General features: G+C 38.2%; 14 protein-coding genes. 3 read left to right on the forward strand and 11 right to left on the reverse strand.

All coding sequences use genetic code 11. The features are described 5' to 3' along the window. Positions 1-24: 24 nt before the first annotated feature. The 3 genes from HXN26_RS02755 to HXN26_RS02765 form a co-directional block, all read right to left on the reverse strand. Positions 25-3,027, reverse strand: a complete 3,003-nt coding sequence (locus HXN26_RS02755; protein ID WP_273158502.1) for a SusC/RagA family TonB-linked outer membrane protein — start codon at positions 3,025-3,027, stop codon at positions 25-27. Positions 3,028-3,379: 352 nt separating this feature from the next. Continuing rightward, positions 3,380-4,282: a helix-turn-helix transcriptional regulator gene (locus HXN26_RS02760; RefSeq protein ID WP_273158503.1), complete on the reverse strand. Its 903-nt coding sequence runs from the start codon at positions 4,280-4,282 to the stop codon at positions 3,380-3,382. A 23-nt stretch (positions 4,283-4,305) separates the two neighbouring features. Further along, positions 4,306-4,914, reverse strand: a complete 609-nt coding sequence (locus HXN26_RS02765; protein WP_273158505.1) for a ribonuclease HII — start codon at positions 4,912-4,914, stop codon at positions 4,306-4,308. A 101-nt stretch (positions 4,915-5,015) separates the two neighbouring features. Here HXN26_RS02765 and HXN26_RS02770 point away from each other — a divergent pair, with 101 nt between their 5' ends. Then, a complete protein-coding gene (locus HXN26_RS02770) occupies positions 5,016-5,297 on the forward strand; it encodes a hypothetical protein (protein ID WP_025001183.1) in 282 nt (93 codons plus the stop codon). A gap of 476 nt (positions 5,298-5,773) precedes the next feature. Here the strand turns inward: HXN26_RS02770 and HXN26_RS02775 are convergent, their stop codons facing one another. The 8 genes from HXN26_RS02775 to rimP all read right to left on the reverse strand — a co-directional run bounded on the left by HXN26_RS02775 (position 5,774) and on the right by rimP (position 16,021). Continuing rightward, entirely contained in the window at positions 5,774-7,009 is a 1,236-nt protein-coding gene (locus HXN26_RS02775; protein WP_273158508.1) for an aminotransferase class V-fold PLP-dependent enzyme, read from the reverse strand. A gap of 13 nt (positions 7,010-7,022) precedes the next feature. After that, positions 7,023-8,366, reverse strand: coding sequence for a Fe-S cluster assembly protein SufD (gene sufD, locus HXN26_RS02780; RefSeq protein ID WP_273158510.1), 1,344 nt, complete (start codon positions 8,364-8,366; stop codon positions 7,023-7,025). A gap of 11 nt (positions 8,367-8,377) precedes the next feature. Then, on the reverse strand, positions 8,378-9,130 hold the full coding sequence (sufC, locus tag HXN26_RS02785) for a Fe-S cluster assembly ATPase SufC (protein WP_273158512.1): 753 nt from the start codon (positions 9,128-9,130) through the stop codon (positions 8,378-8,380). Positions 9,131-9,142: 12 nt separating this feature from the next. Beyond that, the gene (locus HXN26_RS02790) at positions 9,143-9,517 is read right to left on the reverse strand and encodes a hypothetical protein (protein WP_273158514.1); all 375 of its coding nucleotides are present in this window, start codon (positions 9,515-9,517) and stop codon (positions 9,143-9,145) included. 126 nt (positions 9,518-9,643) lie between these two features. Then, on the reverse strand, positions 9,644-11,089 hold the full coding sequence (sufB, locus tag HXN26_RS02795; protein ID WP_025001180.1) for a Fe-S cluster assembly protein SufB: 1,446 nt from the start codon (positions 11,087-11,089) through the stop codon (positions 9,644-9,646). A gap of 198 nt (positions 11,090-11,287) precedes the next feature. Further along, positions 11,288-14,170, reverse strand: coding sequence for a translation initiation factor IF-2 (gene infB / locus HXN26_RS02800; protein ID WP_273158517.1), 2,883 nt, complete (start codon positions 14,168-14,170; stop codon positions 11,288-11,290). Positions 14,171-14,286: 116 nt separating this feature from the next. Continuing rightward, complete coding sequence (gene nusA, locus HXN26_RS02805; RefSeq protein WP_025001178.1) at positions 14,287-15,549, reverse strand: transcription termination factor NusA; 1,263 nt, start codon at positions 15,547-15,549, stop codon at positions 14,287-14,289. Between the two features lie 4 nt (positions 15,550-15,553). Beyond that, positions 15,554-16,021, reverse strand: a complete 468-nt coding sequence (rimP, locus tag HXN26_RS02810; protein WP_025001177.1) for a ribosome assembly cofactor RimP — start codon at positions 16,019-16,021, stop codon at positions 15,554-15,556. A 276-nt stretch (positions 16,022-16,297) separates the two neighbouring features. Here rimP and HXN26_RS02815 point away from each other — a divergent pair, with 276 nt between their 5' ends. Together HXN26_RS02815 and HXN26_RS02820 are read left to right on the forward strand one after the other, a co-directional pair. Then, entirely contained in the window at positions 16,298-19,006 is a 2,709-nt protein-coding gene (locus HXN26_RS02815) for a calcium-translocating P-type ATPase, PMCA-type (protein WP_273158521.1), read from the forward strand. Between the two features lie 83 nt (positions 19,007-19,089). Next, positions 19,090-19,800, forward strand: a complete 711-nt coding sequence (locus tag HXN26_RS02820) for a porin family protein (protein WP_273158523.1) — start codon at positions 19,090-19,092, stop codon at positions 19,798-19,800. Positions 19,801-19,935 lie beyond the last annotated feature (135 nt).

Below are 19,935 nucleotides of genomic sequence, written 5' to 3' on the forward strand. Positions count from 1 at the left end.
TTTAATTCATTATTGAACTATAAATTAGAATGCAACTTCAACACCGAAGAGCACTTGTTTGCTGTTACCAAGCCTACCTACTGTAAGATTTCCAGCAACTTCAGGGTCAATACCTGTGTACTTAGTAACTGTAAACAAGTTACGACCTGTCAAAGTAAACTTAACATCTTCTATTACATTCTGCCATGTTAACATCGACTTTGGCAATTGGTAACCAATCTGTAAGCTCTTCAAACGCATGAAAGAAGCATTTTCCAACAAGTGTGAGTCGAACTGCATTGTATAGTTCTTGCTCCAATCTGGGAACTTAGCATTTTTATTGTCTGCTCTCCAGAAGTCATTCACCATCTTATGTTGGTTATAAGTAAGGCCTGCAAAACCATAGTTTGCATAGAAGTACATATCATTATTAACCATGTACTTTCCAAGGACTACAGCAAAGTCAGCAGCAAATGTAAGACCCTTCCAGCCTGCACTGATGTTGAAACCACCATTAAATGGAGCATTTACACGATAACCTGAGTTTTGAGTCAGAGTTGTTTCATCGAATTGATTAGTAACTCTGCTTGGATCCATTGTAGTTTCATCAACATTTGTTCCTGGGAGGTACCACAATGGCTCACCATTAGCAGGGTTTACACCTGCCCAAAGTGGCAAATAGAACATTACTGGTTTGCCTACAACATAAGCTGTCATAGTATTTGCAATTTCCCAACGTTGACGTCCTTGGAAGAGCTCTGTAACCTTTTCGTTGTTGTAGTTGAAGTTGATACCTGCACGAACATAATAATCGCGACCACGAAGAATATCATAACCCAACTTAACGTCAATACCTGTGTTTTGCAAACCACCGACATTACGAACATTTTGTGGATATCCAGAAGTATATGGGTAAGGTACACCCATCAACATATCTGAAGTCTTACGGATATAGTACATCAACTCGAAGTCTAACTTATGGAACAATTTACCATCTAATGTTAAAGAGAACATACTTTGCTTTTCCCATGTCAAGTTAGGGTTAGATGGATGTCCGTAAGCCCAAGCAGCATTAGTATCATAGTTTGTTGTAGCTCCAATCAAACCAAGAGCAGCGTAGTCACCAATAGCAGAGTTACCCTGTGTACCATAAGAAATCTTGAAGTTCAAATCATCAATCCATTGGTAATCGTTCATGAAAGCTTCGTTCTTAACCTTCCAAAGGAAACCTGCAGCCCAGAACATTGCATTTCTGTTATCTTTTCCAAAACGAGAACTAGCATCGTTACGTAGTGAGAAATCGAAGAAATAACGATTTTTAAAATCATAGTCGATACGACCGAAGAAAGACAAAGAGCGTGTATCTACAACAGATTCTTCCATAGTAAAAGATTCTTTCTTACCATTTTGAAGCTGTAACAAGTGATCGTCAATTTGACCACTAGATGATGCTTCGAAATAATCGCTGTTTGACTTCATTCCTTCATGGCCTCCCAAAATTGTAAAATTATGGTCATCGTTGATGTTGAAAGAATACTCTATGGTATTGGTCATAGTATTAGTAAAACCATATGTAAATGACTTTAATCTTGCACCTTGAGTAACAAATTCATAAGAAGGTTTTACTAGTGCATTATAACGTCCAAAAACCATATCAGTACCTACACGTGTTCTAATCTTCAAGTTCTTAATTGGTTCAAGCTCAACGAAAGCATTACCAAGAACTCCATAGCGATCAGTAATTCCAGGGCGATTTGCTCTATCATAATGTTGATTCGTTAAATTCGAACCTGGATATCTCTTGTCATATTCCTTTCCAGTTTTAGGGTCAATTGCAGGATACAATGGATTAAGAAGGAAAGATAGACCTCCAGCTAAGCGAGTAGAGGTACCAGAAGAGTTACCGAAGTTTCCATTACGTTGTGTTGTATCGTAAGACAAATTAACATTCATACCCATACGCATCCAATCTTTTGGACGTGCTGAAATATTAGAACGGAAAGTATAACGATCAAAGGTGTTACCAATAGAAGCACCTCTTTGGTGGAACTGACCAGCACCAACCATATAAGAAACACGTTCGCTACCACCTTCAATAGTCAGGTCGTTCTGAGTTTGTGGGTTGTTAAATTGCATTGTGTAATCCCACCAACGTGTATTGCTGTTATAAATTTGACTATTACCATCTTCATCTTTATAAGTATAACGCTTATCAATGGTCGCATTGTCAACACCAACACTATTCCAGAAAGATCTCAATTCTGAAGAGCTCATCATATTGTTATAGAGTCTCATATCTGCTTGAGTAGAAATACCATACTGTGAGCGGAAAGTAATACGAGCCTTTGAGCTGTAAGAACCATTCTTTGTAGTAACGTAGATTACACCATTAGCAGCGCGTGAACCATAAATAGATGTAGCAGAAGCATCTTTCAATACAGAGATATTCTTAATATCGTTAGGGTTCATCGCCATAATAGCACGTGAAGAAGATGGAATACCATCAATAACGTATAATGGAGCTGAACTTGCACCAAGAGAACCTTTACCATGGATACTCATAGAAACAGCGTTATCACCAGCTTCACCAGATGAAGAAAGCACGTTCAAACCTGCAACCTGGCCTTGCAAAGCGTCCAATGCAGAAGAAGAAGGAGCATTCTTCAACTTGTCAGCATTTACGGTTGTAATACTACCAGTAATAGAACCGATCTTCTTTGCAGAACCATAACCAACGACAACTACTCCTTCCAGTGTCTTGTTTGCTGATTCGAGGACTACACGCATTTCAGGAGCAGCCTTTACCTTTTTAGGAGTCATACCAACGTATGAGAACTCAAGCATTGCACCAGCAGGTACATTCAACTCGAACTTACCATCAACGTCAGTTTGAGTACCGTCTGTAGTACCGAGTACCTTAACAAAAGCTCCAATTACAGGTTCATTGTCCTCCGAAGAGATAACAATACCCGTAACATGTGTCTGTGCCATGGCCATTCCTAAACTTAGGAACATGCAGGCGAGAAACATTGTTAGTCTTTTTTTCATAAAATCTCTCACTTTAAAAATTTAATTATTAACAGTTATTGTTTCATTTTTTGTTTGGGAGCTCGTCCCATCTTCTCATAGCTTAGTTAAAACCGAAAGTGTTTTCATCTTTTAACGTAATTGCAAAGATAGTATTTCGAATTTAATACGACAAATAAATTTAATGAAACGCTTACTTTTTTCACTTTTATTAACTTGAAACAAATTAAACCCTCCTTTCAAGGCGGTTACAACTGCCTTGAAATGCTATATTACAAGGTGTTAAGGGAATATTTGTCATAAATAAGGAAACTGAAAAAGACAGGCCATACCATGCCCTTATATATAATAAGGTGTAATTTGAATTGTTAAATTATTTTTTTGTCAAATAGGAAGAAAGCATGTGCTCTATGTATTCTTTAAACTCATTGCTCTCGATAATTTCAATATCAGAATACAAACCAAGGACAAATCGTCCAAGTCCACGGAAGTCGCAGACTTCAATATTCAGCATCCAATGTTTATCGTCAATAGCAGAAAGGTACTTTGCCCCATGTGGATATTCTTCTAAAAATATATTGTATGCAAGCTGACCAAGATTAAGTTTTACATTATGGTGTTCTTCGCTACTAAACATAAAAATATCGGTAAAGATTTGCCGATGGCAATGTTCGTATATCCATGGCGTATCTATTTCTTCGATGCTTTGCATACGATTGAGACGAAACGTTTTATTCATTTTCGACTTAATTTCATAGCAACGCACATCTTGATTGTTATTCATCAGAAAGAATGGTTCAACAATACGATCGGAAACAGATTGACTATGGGGACTGGAATAACTAACAAAACGAAGCATCTTTCTATTTTCAATGGCATGTGTAACGATTTTCACATTATTAATAAGTGCTTGCTGCTTAGCTGTACTTATGCTATGCGAAAAATTATAGGCACGGTCGAGTTTCGCGCGGAGTTGATTTACCATGTCACTGCTATTACCTGACATGAGTAATACATTATAAATAGTGCGAACTTCGGCATCGGTAAACTGAAGTGTTTGCGAAAGCTGAGTGAAGAAAGGAGAACGGCGGTCGATATGATACTTATCTCCTTGCTTGAAAAGAACAAATCCTGCCGATTTTATAAATTCGAGTAAATAGTAGATTTGTCTACGAGAAATATTCATTTTTTTACTCAATTCAACGGCAGTATAACCAACGGAATCCGCTAAAAGAGTAATTAGTTGAAGTTCGTTTTGAAGTTTGGAAAAACGCATAACGCTACAGATGGACTAATTCTTTAATCTTTGAAGTCAATACTTAATTCTTCTGGAGGAAGCAAAGTAAAAGATTTGCGATGATAAGGCGAAATGCCAAATTCTTTAATGGCAGCACGATGTTTTTTTGTTGGATACCCTTTGTTTGATTTCCAATCGTATTGCGGAAATTCTTCGGCTATCGACTGCATGTAATCATCTCGATAAGTTTTTGCCAGAATAGAGGCTGCAGCAATTGAAAGATATTTACCATCTCCTTTTACAATGGTTGTATAAGGTACGTCTTGATAGGGTTTAAAACGATTGCCATCTATAATAATGGCTTCTGGTCGGACCTTTAACGCATCTAATGCTCGGTGCATGGCAAGAATGCTGGCATTGAGAATATTTATTTTATCTATCTCTTCAGCTGTAACCACACCAACCGCCCAAGCAAGCGCATCTTTTTCTATCATAGAACGCAGTAAATAACGTTTTTTCTCGGATAGTTGTTTCGAATCGTTCAGCAACTCGTTTTTATAATCGGGCGGAAGAATAACAGCAGCAGCATAAACACTACCTGCTAAACAGCCACGACCAGCCTCGTCGCAGCCAGCTTCTACCTTATTTATATAAAAAGAATTCTTTAGCATATTAACTTTATATAACTAAACTTTTTAGCATATTGAACATCTTCTGCACAAAGGTAGTATAATTTTGCCAACATAAAAAGAAAAATCAATAAGAAATAATTATGAAAAGGGAAATAAATTTGGCTACTGCCACCAATAACATCGAAGCTTTTGAATTGGTTCGTAATATTAAATCATGGGTTAAAGCCCCTGCAGAATGGTTGCGTTTATATTATAGTGAAATGTTAGAAGAAGAAGTTAGCAGCCATAAAGCATCGTTGATGACACAAACACAATTGGCTTTGTTTTTATCAGTATTCACCACAACCGAAAGTTTTCTATTAAAAGCAGGATTTGTGGCATGGCTATTGGTTTGTGTATGGCGACTAAAGAAGTTAGCGTAATTATCTATTACGCCTTTTATATAACGTGAGTTTCTTACTAAAAAGTAGTTCGAAAATTTTATTATTATAAAACACGAAAAATTTAATTATAAATTTTGAAATTATAATTATAAAATAAAAATTTATTATTATAATTTTTGAGGCTTGTAATTACTGCTTTTTTCGTAGCTATTATTGCTATCGTAAAAGACAGCTTTTTAGCTTAAAAAAATAGGGAATAACTCACATCTTTACACAGACAAAGATTAAAAAATAAGTGATAGCGTTCCCATAAATACTTTTTGACTTGACCACTTTACTATCAACATATTTTAAAATCAACTTATCGTATTGCAAAAGAGCCGCTTTTACCTCAGTAAAAGCGGCTCTTTTATATTGTGATACATACACTTTAAATGTCAAAGTGTGGGTATGATTTTCATGAAATTGTTGTTTACGAAATAAATGCGGTTTCAACAAATTTCATTCATCAAAGACTAAAACATCTTGACTACTCGTTTTATACCTTCAACAAGTGTGTCTATTTCTTCTTTTGTATTATAAAGTGCAAAAGAAGCACGAACAGTTCCTACAATATTGAATCGTTCCATAAGTGGCTGTGCACAATGATGGCCTGTACGAACAGCTATTCCAAGTTGGTCGAGTAATGTTCCCAAATCCATTGGATGTATATCGCCAACAAGAAAACTTATAGCAGCATCGTGATTAGGAACTATAGCAGCAGAATCATTAGGTACACCGAAAAAACGAATATCAGGAATACTTCGCATCTGTTCTACTGCATAATCCGTTAGCATTTGTTCATGCTGACGAATATTCTCCATTCCAAGTTCCGTAACATAATTAAGAGCTGTTGCCAATCCATGAGTCGCTACATAATCTGGCGTACCCGCTTCGAATTTTAAAGGAGGACGTTCGAAAGTTGTGCCATTAAAACTGACACGTTCTATCATTTCGCCACCACCTTGATAAGGCGGAAGTTTGTCTAACCATTCTTCCTTTCCATAAAGTACACCTATACCTGTAGGACCATAAACCTTATGTCCACTAAAAGCTAAGAACTCGCAATCTAATTCTTGTACATCTACAGGAAAATGAGGAACACTTTGTGCGCCATCGAGCATTACAGGAATATCGTGAACATGGGCAATGCGAATGATTTCACGAACAGGATTTATGGTTCCCATTACATTGCTGACGTGGGCTACACTAACAAGTTTAGTTTTCTCTGTAATGAGTTGTTGGAAAGCATCCATATCAAACTGACCTTCATCGTTGATAGGAATTACTTTTAGAACGATGCCACGACGTTGAGCAAGTATTTGCCAAGGTACAATGTTTGAATGATGTTCTACATTGGACACTATCACTTCGTCGCCTTCCTGCATAAAACCTTCGCAGAAAGATGAAGCCACGAGATTTAGACTCTCAGTTGTACCACGTGTAAAAACTATTTCGGCAGTAGAACGTGCGTTGATAAATTTTCTTACCGTTTCTCGTGCAGCTTCGTGTAAGTCGGTAGCTTGTTGAGAAAGCCAATGAATTCCACGATGCACATTAGCATTTACGTTAAGATATTCGTCGCGCATAGCGTCTAATACGCATAGGGGCTTCTGCGTTGTTGCTGCATTATCGAGATAAACTAATGGTTTTCCGTAAACTGTGCGTGAAAGGATTGGAAAATCGGTGCGCACCTTAGATATATCGTACATAATCTTTACTTTTTTATTGGCACAATTTACAGCCACCACACTTATCAAGTTCGCCACGGAAGCGTTTTTCTACCAAATGATGAAGTCGGTCGCGAAGTGGAATAAGTTCCATTTTATCGATGACTTCATTTGCAAAAGCAAATTCAAGCAGTAGTTTTGCCTCACGTTTATCGATGCCACGTTGCTGCATATAGAAGAGTGCCGCATCGTTTAGCTGACCAACTGTTGATCCATGATTACACTGTACATCATCTGCATAAATTTCGAGCATAGGCTGTGTATACATGTGAGCAGTAGAAGCAGCACAAAGATTTTGATTCACTTCATGCGAAAGTGTCTTCTGGGCATCTTTTGCAACATAAATAAGACCTGCAAAAGCACCCACAGCATGGTCGTCGAGAACATACTTGTAAAGTTGATTACTTGTACAATTGCCCACTGCATGATTGATGACCGTATTATTATCAACGTGCTGATGTTTGTCGGCAATAACACAACCATTTAGGAAACATTCACTACCTTCTCCACTGAAAGTCAAATCGAGTTTGTTGCGTGTTACTCCATTATGAAGGGTTATAATATTGTGCGACACGCTACTATTGCTTTGCTGGTCGATATAAACATTTGAAATGCGAACATTCTTAAGATGGGTTTCTTCCAAACAATTCAATTCTAACTTTGCATTATTGCCAACGTATGCTTCGATTACTTGCGTAGACAAGAAATTACGGTCGTCAGCAGAATCGTCGCAAAATAACATTGACATTTCAGCACCTTCTTCGAGTACGATGAGTATGCGACGATTCAGCATAAGGTCTACATCGGAACGAAGAATATTGATAACTTGTATTGTTCGGTCAGCTTTTACGCCTTTCGGAACATAAACAAACAAGCCGTCTTGTGCCAACATTGTATTGAAAGCTGTAAGCGCATCTTTCGCTGTATCGGCAAGTTTAGCATAATGTTTGGTTATGATTTCGCTATGCGTCTTGATTGCGTTTGAGAAACTATCAACAACGATGCCATCGTTGAGTTGCGTTTTTGGCAACTGGTCGGTGTAAAACTGGTCGTTTACAACGAAATAGAGAGAAGTGCTAAGGTTTGGAACGTCGCACTTAAACTCAGCATAAGGATTGATAGGCATTTTCAATCGCTGCAAATTCAATCCATAGTCGGGTGCAAATAGCTTTGGGATATCGGTATATTTGTAGCGTTCCACCTTTTTCGTAGGAAAGCCTTGTGTTTTGAAATCCTCGAAAGCTTTATCGCGCACCCTATTCAAGACGTCGCAGGAGTGTTGCTTTATCATTCCTTGCGTCTCGTTATATAAGTCTATATATTGTTTTTCGCTTTGCATGTTTGGCCTTTCTATTTATCTACTTCCGCTTTTATCCAGTCGTAGCCACGCTTTTCTATTTCACGTGCAAGTTCAGGACCGCCTGTCTTTACAATGCGTCCATTATATAGAATGTGCACTACGCTTGGTTTAATCATATCCAAAAGTCGGTCGTAGTGAGTGATAACGATAGTTGAAGTTTCTGAAGTGTGCATCTTATTAACACCTTCAGCAACGATGCGCATAGCATCAACATCAAGTCCAGAATCGGTTTCGTCTAATATACTGAGCTTTGGTTGTAACATTGCCATTTGGAAGATTTCATTGCGCTTCTTTTCACCACCTGAAAAACCTTCGTTTACGGAACGATGCGAAAGTTTTGAATCTAACCCTACGAGGTCACGCTTTTCACGCATCAACTTCATAAAATCAGCAGCTTTCAAAGGTTCTAAACCTTGATATTTGCGTTTTGCATTTACAGCAGCTTTCATAAAGTTGGTCATACTTACACCTGGAATTTCAACTGGATATTGGAACGAAAGGAAAATTCCTTCGTTAGCACGTTCGTCAGCGCCTAACTCCAAAAGGTCTTTACCATTGAAAATTGCCGAACCATCGGTTACTGTGTACAGTGGATTTCCTGTAAGTACTGCACTAAGAGTTGATTTTCCTGAACCATTTGGTCCCATGATGGCATGTATTTCGCCATCTTTAACAGTAAGGTCTATACCTTTCAATATTTCTTTATCTGCAATAGTAGCGTGCAGATTTCTTACTTCTAACATGTTGTTTTTGTATTATCGTTTCTTGAATAATAAATTATCTAATGCTCCAGCAAAGATATCTCCTACAAAGTCTAAAAAGAGATCTCCCATTGCTTGTCCGAAAGTATAATCTCTGTCTTCCCAACGTGCTCTTTCAAGAGCTTTTTCCTGCTCTGCGAACAGACTTGGAGGGTCGGGAACATAAAACTGACCACAATAGAAAGCTCGTGAATTTATTTTAGGTTCTACCATTCTTTCACGTATAAGAATTGAGCCTGAATTGCAGAGCGTATCGTTTTTGACTTTCTGTTCTATAATGTATTTCTGCCACAATTTCGGTTCCCAATCTTGAGCGTGCAAAAGAGAAACGGCAAAAAACAGTCCTATCGCCAGCATTGTTCTTTTCATATACTTGTTCCTTTTAAGTAGATTTTTATATATTTCGTATGAACCACTGTCACCTTGTAAGAGCTACTCTATAATCTTTTTAAAATTACTCGGTATCTTTTCGGAGTTTGCTCGGTATCTTTCGTTTTATCCCACTGTACCTTCTAATGTAACGGAGAGAAGTTTTTGAGCCTCAACAGCAAATTCCATCGGAAGTTTGTTCAATACATCTTTTGCATAACCATTAACAATCAAGCCAATAGCATCTTCCATAGGAATGCCTCGTTGATTGCAATAAAATAACTGGTCTTCACTGATTTTCGATGTTGTAGCTTCGTGTTCTACAATTGCCGAATCGTTATGCACGTCCATATAAGGGAAAGTATGCGCGCCACAGGTTGACCCCAAAAGCAAAGAGTCGCAAGAACTATAATTTCGAGCATTGTCAGCATTAGGTGCTACACGTACCAACCCGCGATAAGAATTCTGACTCTTGCCTGCCGAAATACCTTTTGAAATAATGGTACTCTTTGTATTCTTGCCCAAATGTATCATTTTCGTTCCAGTATCGGCTTCTTGATAATTGTTGGTAACAGCTACCGAATAGAACTCTGCCTGCGAATTATCGCCACGCAAAATACAAGATGGATATTTCCAAGTAATAGCTGAGCCTGTTTCTACCTGTGTCCAAGATAGTTTAGAATTCTTGCCTCTTAAATCACCACGTTTGGTTACAAGGTTCAACACTCCACCTTTGCCGTTTTCATCGCCTGGATACCAGTTTTGAACTGTTGAATATTTCACTTCCGCATTTGCCAAGACAACAATTTCAACAATGGCAGCATGAAGCTGATTTTCATCACGCATCGGAGCAGTACAACCTTCAAGATAACTTACATACGAATCATCGTCTGCAATAATCAATGTACGTTCAAACTGTCCTGTATTCATTGCATTGATACGGAAATATGAACTTAACTCCATCGGACAACGAACGCCTTTCGGAATATACACGAACGAACCATCACTAAATACTGCCGAGTTGAGTGCTGCAGTAAAATTATCTTTATAAGGAACAACGGATCCTAAATATTGGCGGACTAATTCGGGATGTTCCTTTACAGCTTCACCAATCGAACAAAAGATAATTCCTTTTTCGGCTAACTGCTTCTTGAATGTAGTTTTCACCGAAACAGAATCCATAATTGCATCTACTGCAACACCACTTAACGCCAAACGTTCTTCAAGCGGAATACCCAGTTTGTCGAAAGTCTTTTCCAACTCTGGGTCTATTTCCTTGTTCTTAGGTTTCTTCGCCAATGGGTCAGCATAGTAGGAAATTGCCTGATAGTCTATTTCAGGTAAATTCAAATGCGGCCACTTTGGCATTTCCATCGTTTGCCAATGACGAAACGCCTTTAAACGAAAATCGAGGAGCCATTCAGGTTCCCCTTTCTTCGCCGAAATAAGCCTAACGACATCTTCGTTTAAGCCTTTCGGGATAATATCTGTATGTACATCGGTAGTGAAACCAAACTCATATTTTTGTTCGGCCACCTTCTTTACATACTCATTATTATTATTTTCTGACATGTACTTTTTACCTTTTTATGAAGCGGTTGAAGCAACGAGAAGTTACTTTCATGATTTACTTTTCATTCTTCGAGCGCCACTTTATAATATATTATATGTGGACAAAGATTGTGCCGATATTTTTTCCGTAACATTTGTTACCAAAAAGTAAACCGCCTCGCTTTTCCTATGGAAATGAGAGGCGGTTTGACACATATCTTAGAGTTTTTGTTCTACCTCTATTTCGGTGAATGTCTCAATCATATCACCCGTTTGCAGGTCGTTGTAATTAACAAGCGAAATACCACATTCCAACCCTGTAACAACTTCCTTCACATCGTCCTTATAACGTTTCAGTGCACTGATTGCTGCCGTATGAATTACGATGCCATCGCGAATAACACGTCCTTTGTCTTTGCTGTGTACTTTTCCTTCAGTAACAATACAACCCGCAACAGTTCCAACCTTTGAAATCTTGAATACTTGTTGCACTTCTACTTGACCTGTTACTATTTCTTTCTTCACCTTATCAAGCATACCAACCATTGTCGATGTTACATCGTCAATTGCATCATAAATAACTGAATAAGTATTGATTTCTACGCCATCACGGTCTGCTAACTTACGAGCATCTGCTGATGGACGTACTTGGAAACCTACAATTATTGCATCAGAAGCCGCAGCAAGCATCACATCATTTTCAGAAATCTGTCCTACAGCCTTGCTGATTACATTTACATTCACCTTTTCGGTAGAAAGTTTGATGAATGAATCAGAAAGTGCTTCGATTGAACCATCGGTGTCTCCCTTTACAATAATGTTCATTTCATGGAACTCGCCACGGGCAATTCGATGAGAAATATCCGACAATGTCAAACGTGTCTGAGTACGCAAACCTTGTTCACGCTGTAATTGTTCACGCTTATTGGCAATATCACGTGCTTCTTGTTCGGTTTCCATTACATGGAATGTATCTCCAGCTGTTGGTGCACCATTCAAACCAAGAATAATAACAGGTTCAGAAGGACCAGCCTTTTCAACACGTTGATTACGTTCGTTGAACATTGCCTTGATACGTCCCCACGAAGTTCCTGCAATAATGTTATCGCCAATCTTTAATGTACCATTAGAAACAAGCACCGTACTTACATAACCACGCCCTTTATCTAATGAAGATTCTATTACTGTACCTGTTGCATTGCGATTTGGATTTGCCTTCAAGTCAAGCATATCAGCTTCGAGCAAAACTTTATCAAGCAAGTCGGCAACACCCAAACCTTTCTTTGCACTAATTTCCTGACACTGATACTTACCACCCCACTCTTCTACAAGTAAGTTCATTTGCGACAAGTCTTCGCGTATTTTATCAGGATTAGCTCCAGGTTTATCAATTTTGTTAATGGCAAAAACCATCGGAACGCCTGCAGCTTGAGCGTGTGCAATAGCCTCCTTCGTTGTAGGCATGACAGAGTCATCAGCAGAAATTATGATAATTGCAATATCAGTTACTTGTGTACCACGAGCACGCATAGCAGTAAATGCTTCGTGTCCAGGAGTATCAAGGAATGTTACTCTACGTCCGCTCTTCAAAGTTACGCTATAAGCACCAATATGTTGGGTAATACCACCTGCTTCACCAGCAATAACATTTGTATTACGTATGTGGTCGAGCAACGAAGTTTTACCATGATCTACGTGTCCCATTACAGTTACAATAGGTGCACGACTTACAAGATCGGTTTCTTCGTCTACTTCTTCACTGATAGCCTCTTGAACTTCTGCACTTACGTATTCTGTCTTAAATCCGAATTCGTCAGCCACCAAGTTGATCGTTTCAGCATCAAGACGCTGGTTAATTGACACCATAATACCGACAGACATCAAAGTAGAGATAACCTGTGTTACTGGTAAATTCATCATTGTTGCCAATTCAGAAACAGTAACAAATTCTGTCAGTTTCAGTGTCTTACTATCTTTACGTTCTGCCTTAGCCTCAGCATTCAAACGTTCTTGAACCGCTTCACGTTTTTCCTTACGATACTTCGCACCTTTTTTATTTTGACTCTTGCTTGTAAGGCGAGCAAGCGTTTCTTTTACCTGGCGTGCTACTGCTTCGTCATCAACCTCTAAAGGTTTTTGATTACGATTACGGTTTTTCTTTCCGCCAGCAGCATTCTTACCATTATTTTCGTTGTTATTGTTATTCTTCTTTCCGCTACGCTTACCACCTTGTTGTTGGTTTGCAGCAGCATTTATATCAACGCGTTCCTTATTTATACGAACACGTTTTTTCTTACCTTGCGCATTTTGCGCAGACTTGTCTTCACGTTCTTTTCTGCGCTCTTCTTTTGTCTTTTTCTTTGGGCGCGTACTTTGGTTTATACTACTAAGGTCTATTTTACCTAAGATATTCACCTTCGGTTGGTTTAGCATTTCCACCTCATGTTTAGTCTGGAAAATGCCATTGTCGTTAGCTTCCATTTCTTTATCGCTATTCTTTACTTCTTCATGTTTTTTCTCAGCTACCAAGTCAGTCTTTGAGGTTTCAGCCTTAGGTGTTTCTGTTTTTTGTACTTCCTCTGTTCGCTTCTGACTATTCTTTATATCTGTTGTAGCTGGATTTTCCTTATGCTTTTCTTCCTTTACAGGTTTTGCTTCCACTGGTTTCTCTACTTTTTTTGGATCAGTTTCCACCTGTACGTTTTTCTTAGGGTCGGCAGCACCCGTTTCAGTATTTCCTTTTTTCTCTTCAGGAGCAGCAGACACTTTAGCTGCAGGCTTATTCAGCTGATCGAGATCTATTTTCCCGACAGGTTTGAACTTTGGAAGCTCTTGCTTAATAATTGGATCTGCCTTTGTATCGGCAGTCTTTTTAACGCGCACTTTATCTTTTTGCTTCTTTTGGAAGATTTTGGCAGCATCATTCTTTACTGCCTGATCGGTTTTAAATTCCTTCTCAAGTGCCTTAAATTGTTCATCGCTGAGTTTGAAGTTAGGGTCTCCCTTTACTTCGCCCAGTTCCTGTCGTTTCTCTAAGAACTCCACTGCCGTTTGAAGTCCTATATTCAGTTCTCGAATTGCTTTGTTTAATCTGATGCTCATTAATATTTTCTTTCTTTTTGAATGTGGTGTTATGTTATTGTTCTCGAACTTTTCAGATAGATGCTACACTTTCTTTGATATTGCTTCTATATAGCGAAGCATCTATCTTCTAACACCTAACTTTCAAATTCTGCTCTTAATATATTCAACACGTTATCAACGGTTTCTTCTTCAAGGTCTGCCTTTTCAATTAGCATTTCACGAGGAGCGTTCAAAACCTGACGAGCAGTATCAAGGCCAATAGACTTAATTGCGTCAATAACCCATTTATCTATTTCGTCAGAGAATTCATCCAAGTAAATATCTTCTTCAGCAGCCTGTTCGTCAAGTTCACGGAATACATCTATAGTATAGCCTGTCAGCATACTTGCCAACTTGATATTCATACCGCTTCGACCAATTGCCAAGCTAACTTCTTCTGGTTGCAAGAAAACTTCCGCCTTTTTATTTTCTTCATCAATAGTAAGACTGCTCACCTTAGCTGGCGACAAAGCACGTTGTATAAAAAGTTTAATATTTGCAGTCCAGTTAATAACGTCAATATTTTCGTTGCAAAGTTCACGTACAATACCATGTACGCGACTACCACGTACTCCGACACAAGCGCCTACAGGATCAATACGATCGTCGTAACTTTCTACAGCAATCTTTGCACGTTCACCAGGCATACGAGCAATGCCCTTAATACTGATAAGTCCGTCTTCAATTTCAGGAACCTCAGCTTCAAGTAAGCGTTCCAAGAATGTTGGTGCAGTACGTGAGAGAATAATCTTTGGATTATTGTTTTCATTGTCTACACGCAATATCACGGCACGTACAGTTTCACCTTTACGATACTGGTCGCGTGGAATTTGTTCACCTTTAGGAAGAATAAGTTCGTTGTTATCTTCATCTACGAGCAACACCTCGCGCTTCCAAACTTGGTAAACTTCTCCAGAGATAATCTGTCCAACACGATCTTTATACTTGTTATATAATGAGTCGTGTTCCAACTCCAAAACTTTTGAAGCCAATGTTTGACGAAGATTAAGAATAGCACGACGACCAAACTTAGCAAAGTCTACAGGTTCCGAAACATCTTCTCCCACTTCATAGTCAGGTTCTATTTTTTGTGCATCAGTCAAGCTGATTTCTTTATTTTCGTCTTGTACCTCACCATCTGCAACAACAACACGGTTACGGTATATCTCAAAGTCTCCCTTATCTGGGTTTACAATAACATCAAAGTTTTCGTCCGAACCATATTTTTTGGCAATAACGTTGCGAAAGCTCTCTTCCAAAACGCTCACCAATGTTGTGCGATCGATACTCTTTGTGTCTTTAAACTCTTTAAAGGTCTCGACCATATTCGGACGTTCTTCTTCTTTTCTTGCTGCCATAGTTTTACTTGAAACTAATTATATATTTTGTGTATTTTACTTCATTCATATTGTACTCATGGTCTACATCCATCTTTACAGGACGTTTCTTTCCTTCCACTTGTACCTTTTCATTGACCGAAACCACAAAGTTTTCACCTTCAACACTTTTAAGAAATCCTCTTACCTTGCGTCTGTCTTGGTCTAACACTTCAACTTCCTTTCCAATGAAATTGATGTATTGTTGTGGAACTTTGAATGGCTGTCCTAAACCAGCCGACCCAACTTCAAGTTCGTAATCTTCTTCGTCGCGAGAAAGATGTTCTTCAATAAACTTACTTAACTCTACGCAGTCTTCAATCCATACTCCATCGATATGGTCTATTTCAACTACAATTTTGGCATCGGGGCTTATTTGAATATCAACAAGAAAGTATTCTTTACCTTCCAGCCATTCATCAACAAGCTTTTTAACAACGTTTTTATCTATCATATACTGTTTTAGGTGGTTTCTGATTATTACCACCGAACTTTTACTACTTTTCGTGAGGATGATTTTAACTTAAAACCTTTATTTTCCCACATAAAAAATATGAAAAATGAGGAACTTGTAAAAGCTCCTCATTCCACTGAACGATGCAAAGTTAGCAATAAATTTGCAGTTATCCAAATGTTTTATAGTTTTTCTTTATTAGAAGGAGCATTCCTGCATAAATTCGTCCATTATTTCTAATAGTTTGATTATCTTTGCACTATATTCATTGTTTTTATGGAACACAAACAACATTATGTAGGACTTAACGATCTGGAAGTCAAAGAAAATAGATTGAAATTCGGTGAAAACATTCTCACTCCTCCTGCGCAAACCCCACTTTGGAAAAGATTTATTGCAAAGTTTAACGATCCTCTCATTGTTATTCTTCTTATAGCAGGCATTTTCTCTATTGGCATATCATGTTACGAATATTTTGGCCTTAACGAAGGAACGCAGGTTTTTTTTGAACCCGTTGGCATCTTCATAGCTATTTTGCTTGCAACGGGATTGGCATTCTTTTTTGAAGAAAAAGCCAACAAAGCTTTCTCCATACTTAATCAAGTAGACGATGACGAACTTGTAGAAGTAATTAGAAACGGAAATACGACAAATGTTCCTAAACGCGAAATTGTTGTTGGAGATATTGTTTTACTTAATACTGGTTCAAATATTCCTGCCGATGGCGAACTTCTCAAAGCAGTTTCGTTAAGTATAGATGAATCTACACTTACAGGTGAACCTATTTGTAAGAAGAGCATAAAACCAGAAGAGTTCGACCACGACGCAACTTTTCCTACTAATCATGTTCTACGTGGTACAAAAGTAATGGAAGGACATGGTTTATTTCGTGTTACTCGTGTTGGTGATGCTACCGAGAACGGAAAAGTTTTCACGGCAGCACAAATAGATAACAGCGTAAAAACTCCACTCACAGAACAACTTAACAAACTTGGCAAACTTATCACGTGGGCAAGTTATGGTTTGGGAACTTTAATATTAACGGGACGCTTATTAATGTTCTTCAACGAATTTACTTTCGACTGGGTACATTTCATTCAATACTTATTAGATAGTATTATGATTTGCGTTACCCTTATTGTTGTTGCTGTTCCCGAAGGACTTCCAATGGCAGTTACATTAAGTTTGGCTTATTCTATGCGTAGAATGCTTCAAACCAGCAACCTCGTTAGAAAGATGCACGCTTGCGAAACGATGGGTGCAACAACTGTAATTTGTACCGACAAAACAGGAACGCTTACGCAAAACCAAATGCGCGTTTATGCTATGCAAGCCAATAGAGAAGATGCTACGCTTGATACTTTATTAAAAGAAGGTATTGCCGTTAATTCTACAGCTTCGCTCGACCTTTCTGACCCAGAAAAACCTGTTGCTTTGGGTAATCCTACCGAAGGAGCTTTACTTTTGTGGCTTCGCGACCAAGGAAATGATTATCAGCTAATGCGTGAGGATGTTGAAATCATAGACGAGCTTCCATTCTCTACTGAGCGAAAATATATGGCTACATTGGTTCGTTCTGCTTCATTGCCTGGCAAAACTATACTTTATATAAAGGGAGCAACCGATATTATACAGCAATATTGTACATCTTTAGCAGATAATAGTACATCGTGGGAATCTATATTTAAACAATTATTGTCGTGGCAAAATAAAGCAATGCGCACTTTAGGCTTTGCTTATTTTGAATTACCTGAAACAATGATAACGGATTTAAAAGCAGGTATTATCGCTAAAATTATGAACGGCGAAACCAATATTACTCCTAACTTCTGTTTCTTAGGTATTGTTGCTATTGCCGACCCTGTACGCAAGGAAGTTCCTGCTGCAGTTCAAGAATGTATTGATGCTGGAATCAGCGTAAAGATTGTAACTGGCGATACTCCTGGAACTGCAAAAGAAATAGGAAGACAGGTGGGATTATGGACAGAAGAAGATAACGACCATAATATTATCACTGGTCCTGAATTTGCTGCACTTACAGATGAAGAATTGAAACAACGTGTGCTGGATTTAAAAATTATAGCACGTGCAAAACCAATGGATAAAAAACGTTTGGTAGAAACATTGCAATCGCTCAATCAGGTAGTCGCAGTTACTGGAGACGGAACAAATGATGCTCCTGCATTAAAAGCTGCTCATGTAGGATTATCTATGGGTGATGGAACAAGTGTTGCCAAGGAAGCTTCTGATATTACAATTGTCGACAATTCTTTTCTTTCTATTGGTCGTGCCGTAATGTGGGGACGCAGTTTATATCAAAACATTCAGCGTTTTATTCTTTTCCAACTTACTGTAAATGTTGTGGCGTGCCTCATTGTTTTGGCTGGCGCATTTATGGGTACACATAGTCCGCTTACTGTTACTCAAATGTTGTGGGTAAATCTCATAATGGATACTTTTGCAGCAATGGCACTGGCTTCTTTACCACCATCACAAAAAGTTATGAACGACCGACCACGCAACCGTAACGCATTTATTATAACACGTAATATGTGGATTCGCATCACTGGCTTGGGCGGAATTTTCTTCTTTTCACTCTTAGCTTTCTTATATATTTTAGAATATTCGGATATTACACAAATGACCGACTTATTGCATTTTAATTTCAGCAATCATAAAGAACTTACTCCTTACGAATTAAGCCTGTTCTTTACAATGTTCGTAATGCTACAATTTTGGAACATGTTTAATGCCCGTGCTTTTGCAACCAACCAAAGCGCATTTCATTTTAAAGAGTGTCGCGGCTTTGGGTTTATTGCCCTAATGATACTCGTTGGTCAAATTCTGATTGTAGAATTAGGTGGCCAGATGTTTAGCGTAACGCCATTAAGCCTTAACGATTGGGAAATCATCATCGTAGCCTCATCGGGAGTTCTGCTGCTTGGCGAAGTGTTCAGATGGTTTACTTCCAAGAAGAAAAACTAAGAATATGTATTGATAGAAATAATAACAACGAGAAAAGAACGTTTTAATAAGAAAAGAGAATTAATTCTTAAAATAAACATTCTATGAGAAAATGGACATTATTGTTGCTTTTTAGCATTTCCTGTATTACCATAACTGCTCAACGCAGTAAGGGAGATATAACACTGTATCCACGCTTAGGTTATAATATCAGCAAATATAGTAAGCAAATACCAGTTCAACTAGAATATGAACCATCGAAACTGACAAAAAGTAAATTTAAGTCTGGATATACGATTGGGGCTGAATTGCACAAGCAAATTACCGAAAAGACAGGAGCAAGCATTGGACTTCTATATTCCACAGAGGGCAGCAAACTCGCTGACTATACAATTGAGAGCGAAGCAAAAAAGTGGGATATAAAAGATTTTTCTTCTCAACTTCATTACTTACAGTTACCAATTATGGCAACGATTGATATAATGAAATGGCAAAACGCTTCTATTTCCTTTGATTTCGGTATTCAAATAGGATATTTATTAAAAGGAAAAAATAAAAATACAACAGAAGTTTATAATAAGAATGGAAACACTTGGGTGCCAGATAACGAAGGCTCTAGGAAATCAAGTGGCACCACCACAGAGGTCTACAAACGTACCAACCTCTCTATACCTATTGGCTTTTCCTACGAATATAACAAGTTCTCGTTAGACCTTAGATACAATATCGGACTAACGAAAGTCTATAACTACATAGATGCAAATATCTGCAACCGCAATTGGGTCTTAACAATAGGATATGGCATTGCATTGTAAAAGATGTATTTATAATCCCTTAATTTATTAAAACGCAATGCACCTATGAAACGTGTAAATAGTCCTCCCTTATAAACCTAATATTCCTCTGATTCATAGTACATTATCCTGTAAATTATTTAGTCGTTCCTGAAA

Origin of the sequence: Prevotella aurantiaca (assembly GCF_015262605.1) — a bacterium.
Classification (GTDB): domain Bacteria; phylum Bacteroidota; class Bacteroidia; order Bacteroidales; family Bacteroidaceae; genus Prevotella; species Prevotella aurantiaca.

What these genes read in the sequence shown, in the direction of transcription:
- rimP (WP_025001177.1), bottom strand. Translation starts at nt 16,021, where the DNA reads ATGATAGATAAAAACGTTGTTAAAAAGCTTGTTGATGAATGGCTGGAA.
- HXN26_RS02775 (WP_273158508.1), bottom strand. Translation starts at nt 7,009, where the DNA reads ATGTACGATATATCTAAGGTGCGCACCGATTTTCCAATCCTTTCACGC.
- HXN26_RS02755 (WP_273158502.1), bottom strand. Translation starts at nt 3,027, where the DNA reads ATGAAAAAAAGACTAACAATGTTTCTCGCCTGCATGTTCCTAAGTTTA.
- HXN26_RS02815 (WP_273158521.1), top strand. Translation starts at nt 16,298, where the DNA reads ATGGAACACAAACAACATTATGTAGGACTTAACGATCTGGAAGTCAAA.
- HXN26_RS02820 (WP_273158523.1), top strand. Translation starts at nt 19,090, where the DNA reads ATGAGAAAATGGACATTATTGTTGCTTTTTAGCATTTCCTGTATTACC.
- sufC (WP_273158512.1), bottom strand. Translation starts at nt 9,130, where the DNA reads ATGTTAGAAGTAAGAAATCTGCACGCTACTATTGCAGATAAAGAAATA.
- sufD (WP_273158510.1), bottom strand. Translation starts at nt 8,366, where the DNA reads ATGCAAAGCGAAAAACAATATATAGACTTATATAACGAGACGCAAGGA.
- sufB (WP_025001180.1), bottom strand. Translation starts at nt 11,089, where the DNA reads ATGTCAGAAAATAATAATAATGAGTATGTAAAGAAGGTGGCCGAACAA.
- HXN26_RS02765 (WP_273158505.1), bottom strand. Translation starts at nt 4,914, where the DNA reads ATGCTAAAGAATTCTTTTTATATAAATAAGGTAGAAGCTGGCTGCGAC.
- infB (WP_273158517.1), bottom strand. Translation starts at nt 14,170, where the DNA reads ATGAGCATCAGATTAAACAAAGCAATTCGAGAACTGAATATAGGACTT.
- nusA (WP_025001178.1), bottom strand. Translation starts at nt 15,549, where the DNA reads ATGGCAGCAAGAAAAGAAGAAGAACGTCCGAATATGGTCGAGACCTTT.
- HXN26_RS02760 (WP_273158503.1), bottom strand. Translation starts at nt 4,282, where the DNA reads ATGCGTTTTTCCAAACTTCAAAACGAACTTCAACTAATTACTCTTTTA.
- HXN26_RS02790 (WP_273158514.1), bottom strand. Translation starts at nt 9,517, where the DNA reads ATGAAAAGAACAATGCTGGCGATAGGACTGTTTTTTGCCGTTTCTCTT.
- HXN26_RS02770 (WP_025001183.1), top strand. Translation starts at nt 5,016, where the DNA reads ATGAAAAGGGAAATAAATTTGGCTACTGCCACCAATAACATCGAAGCT.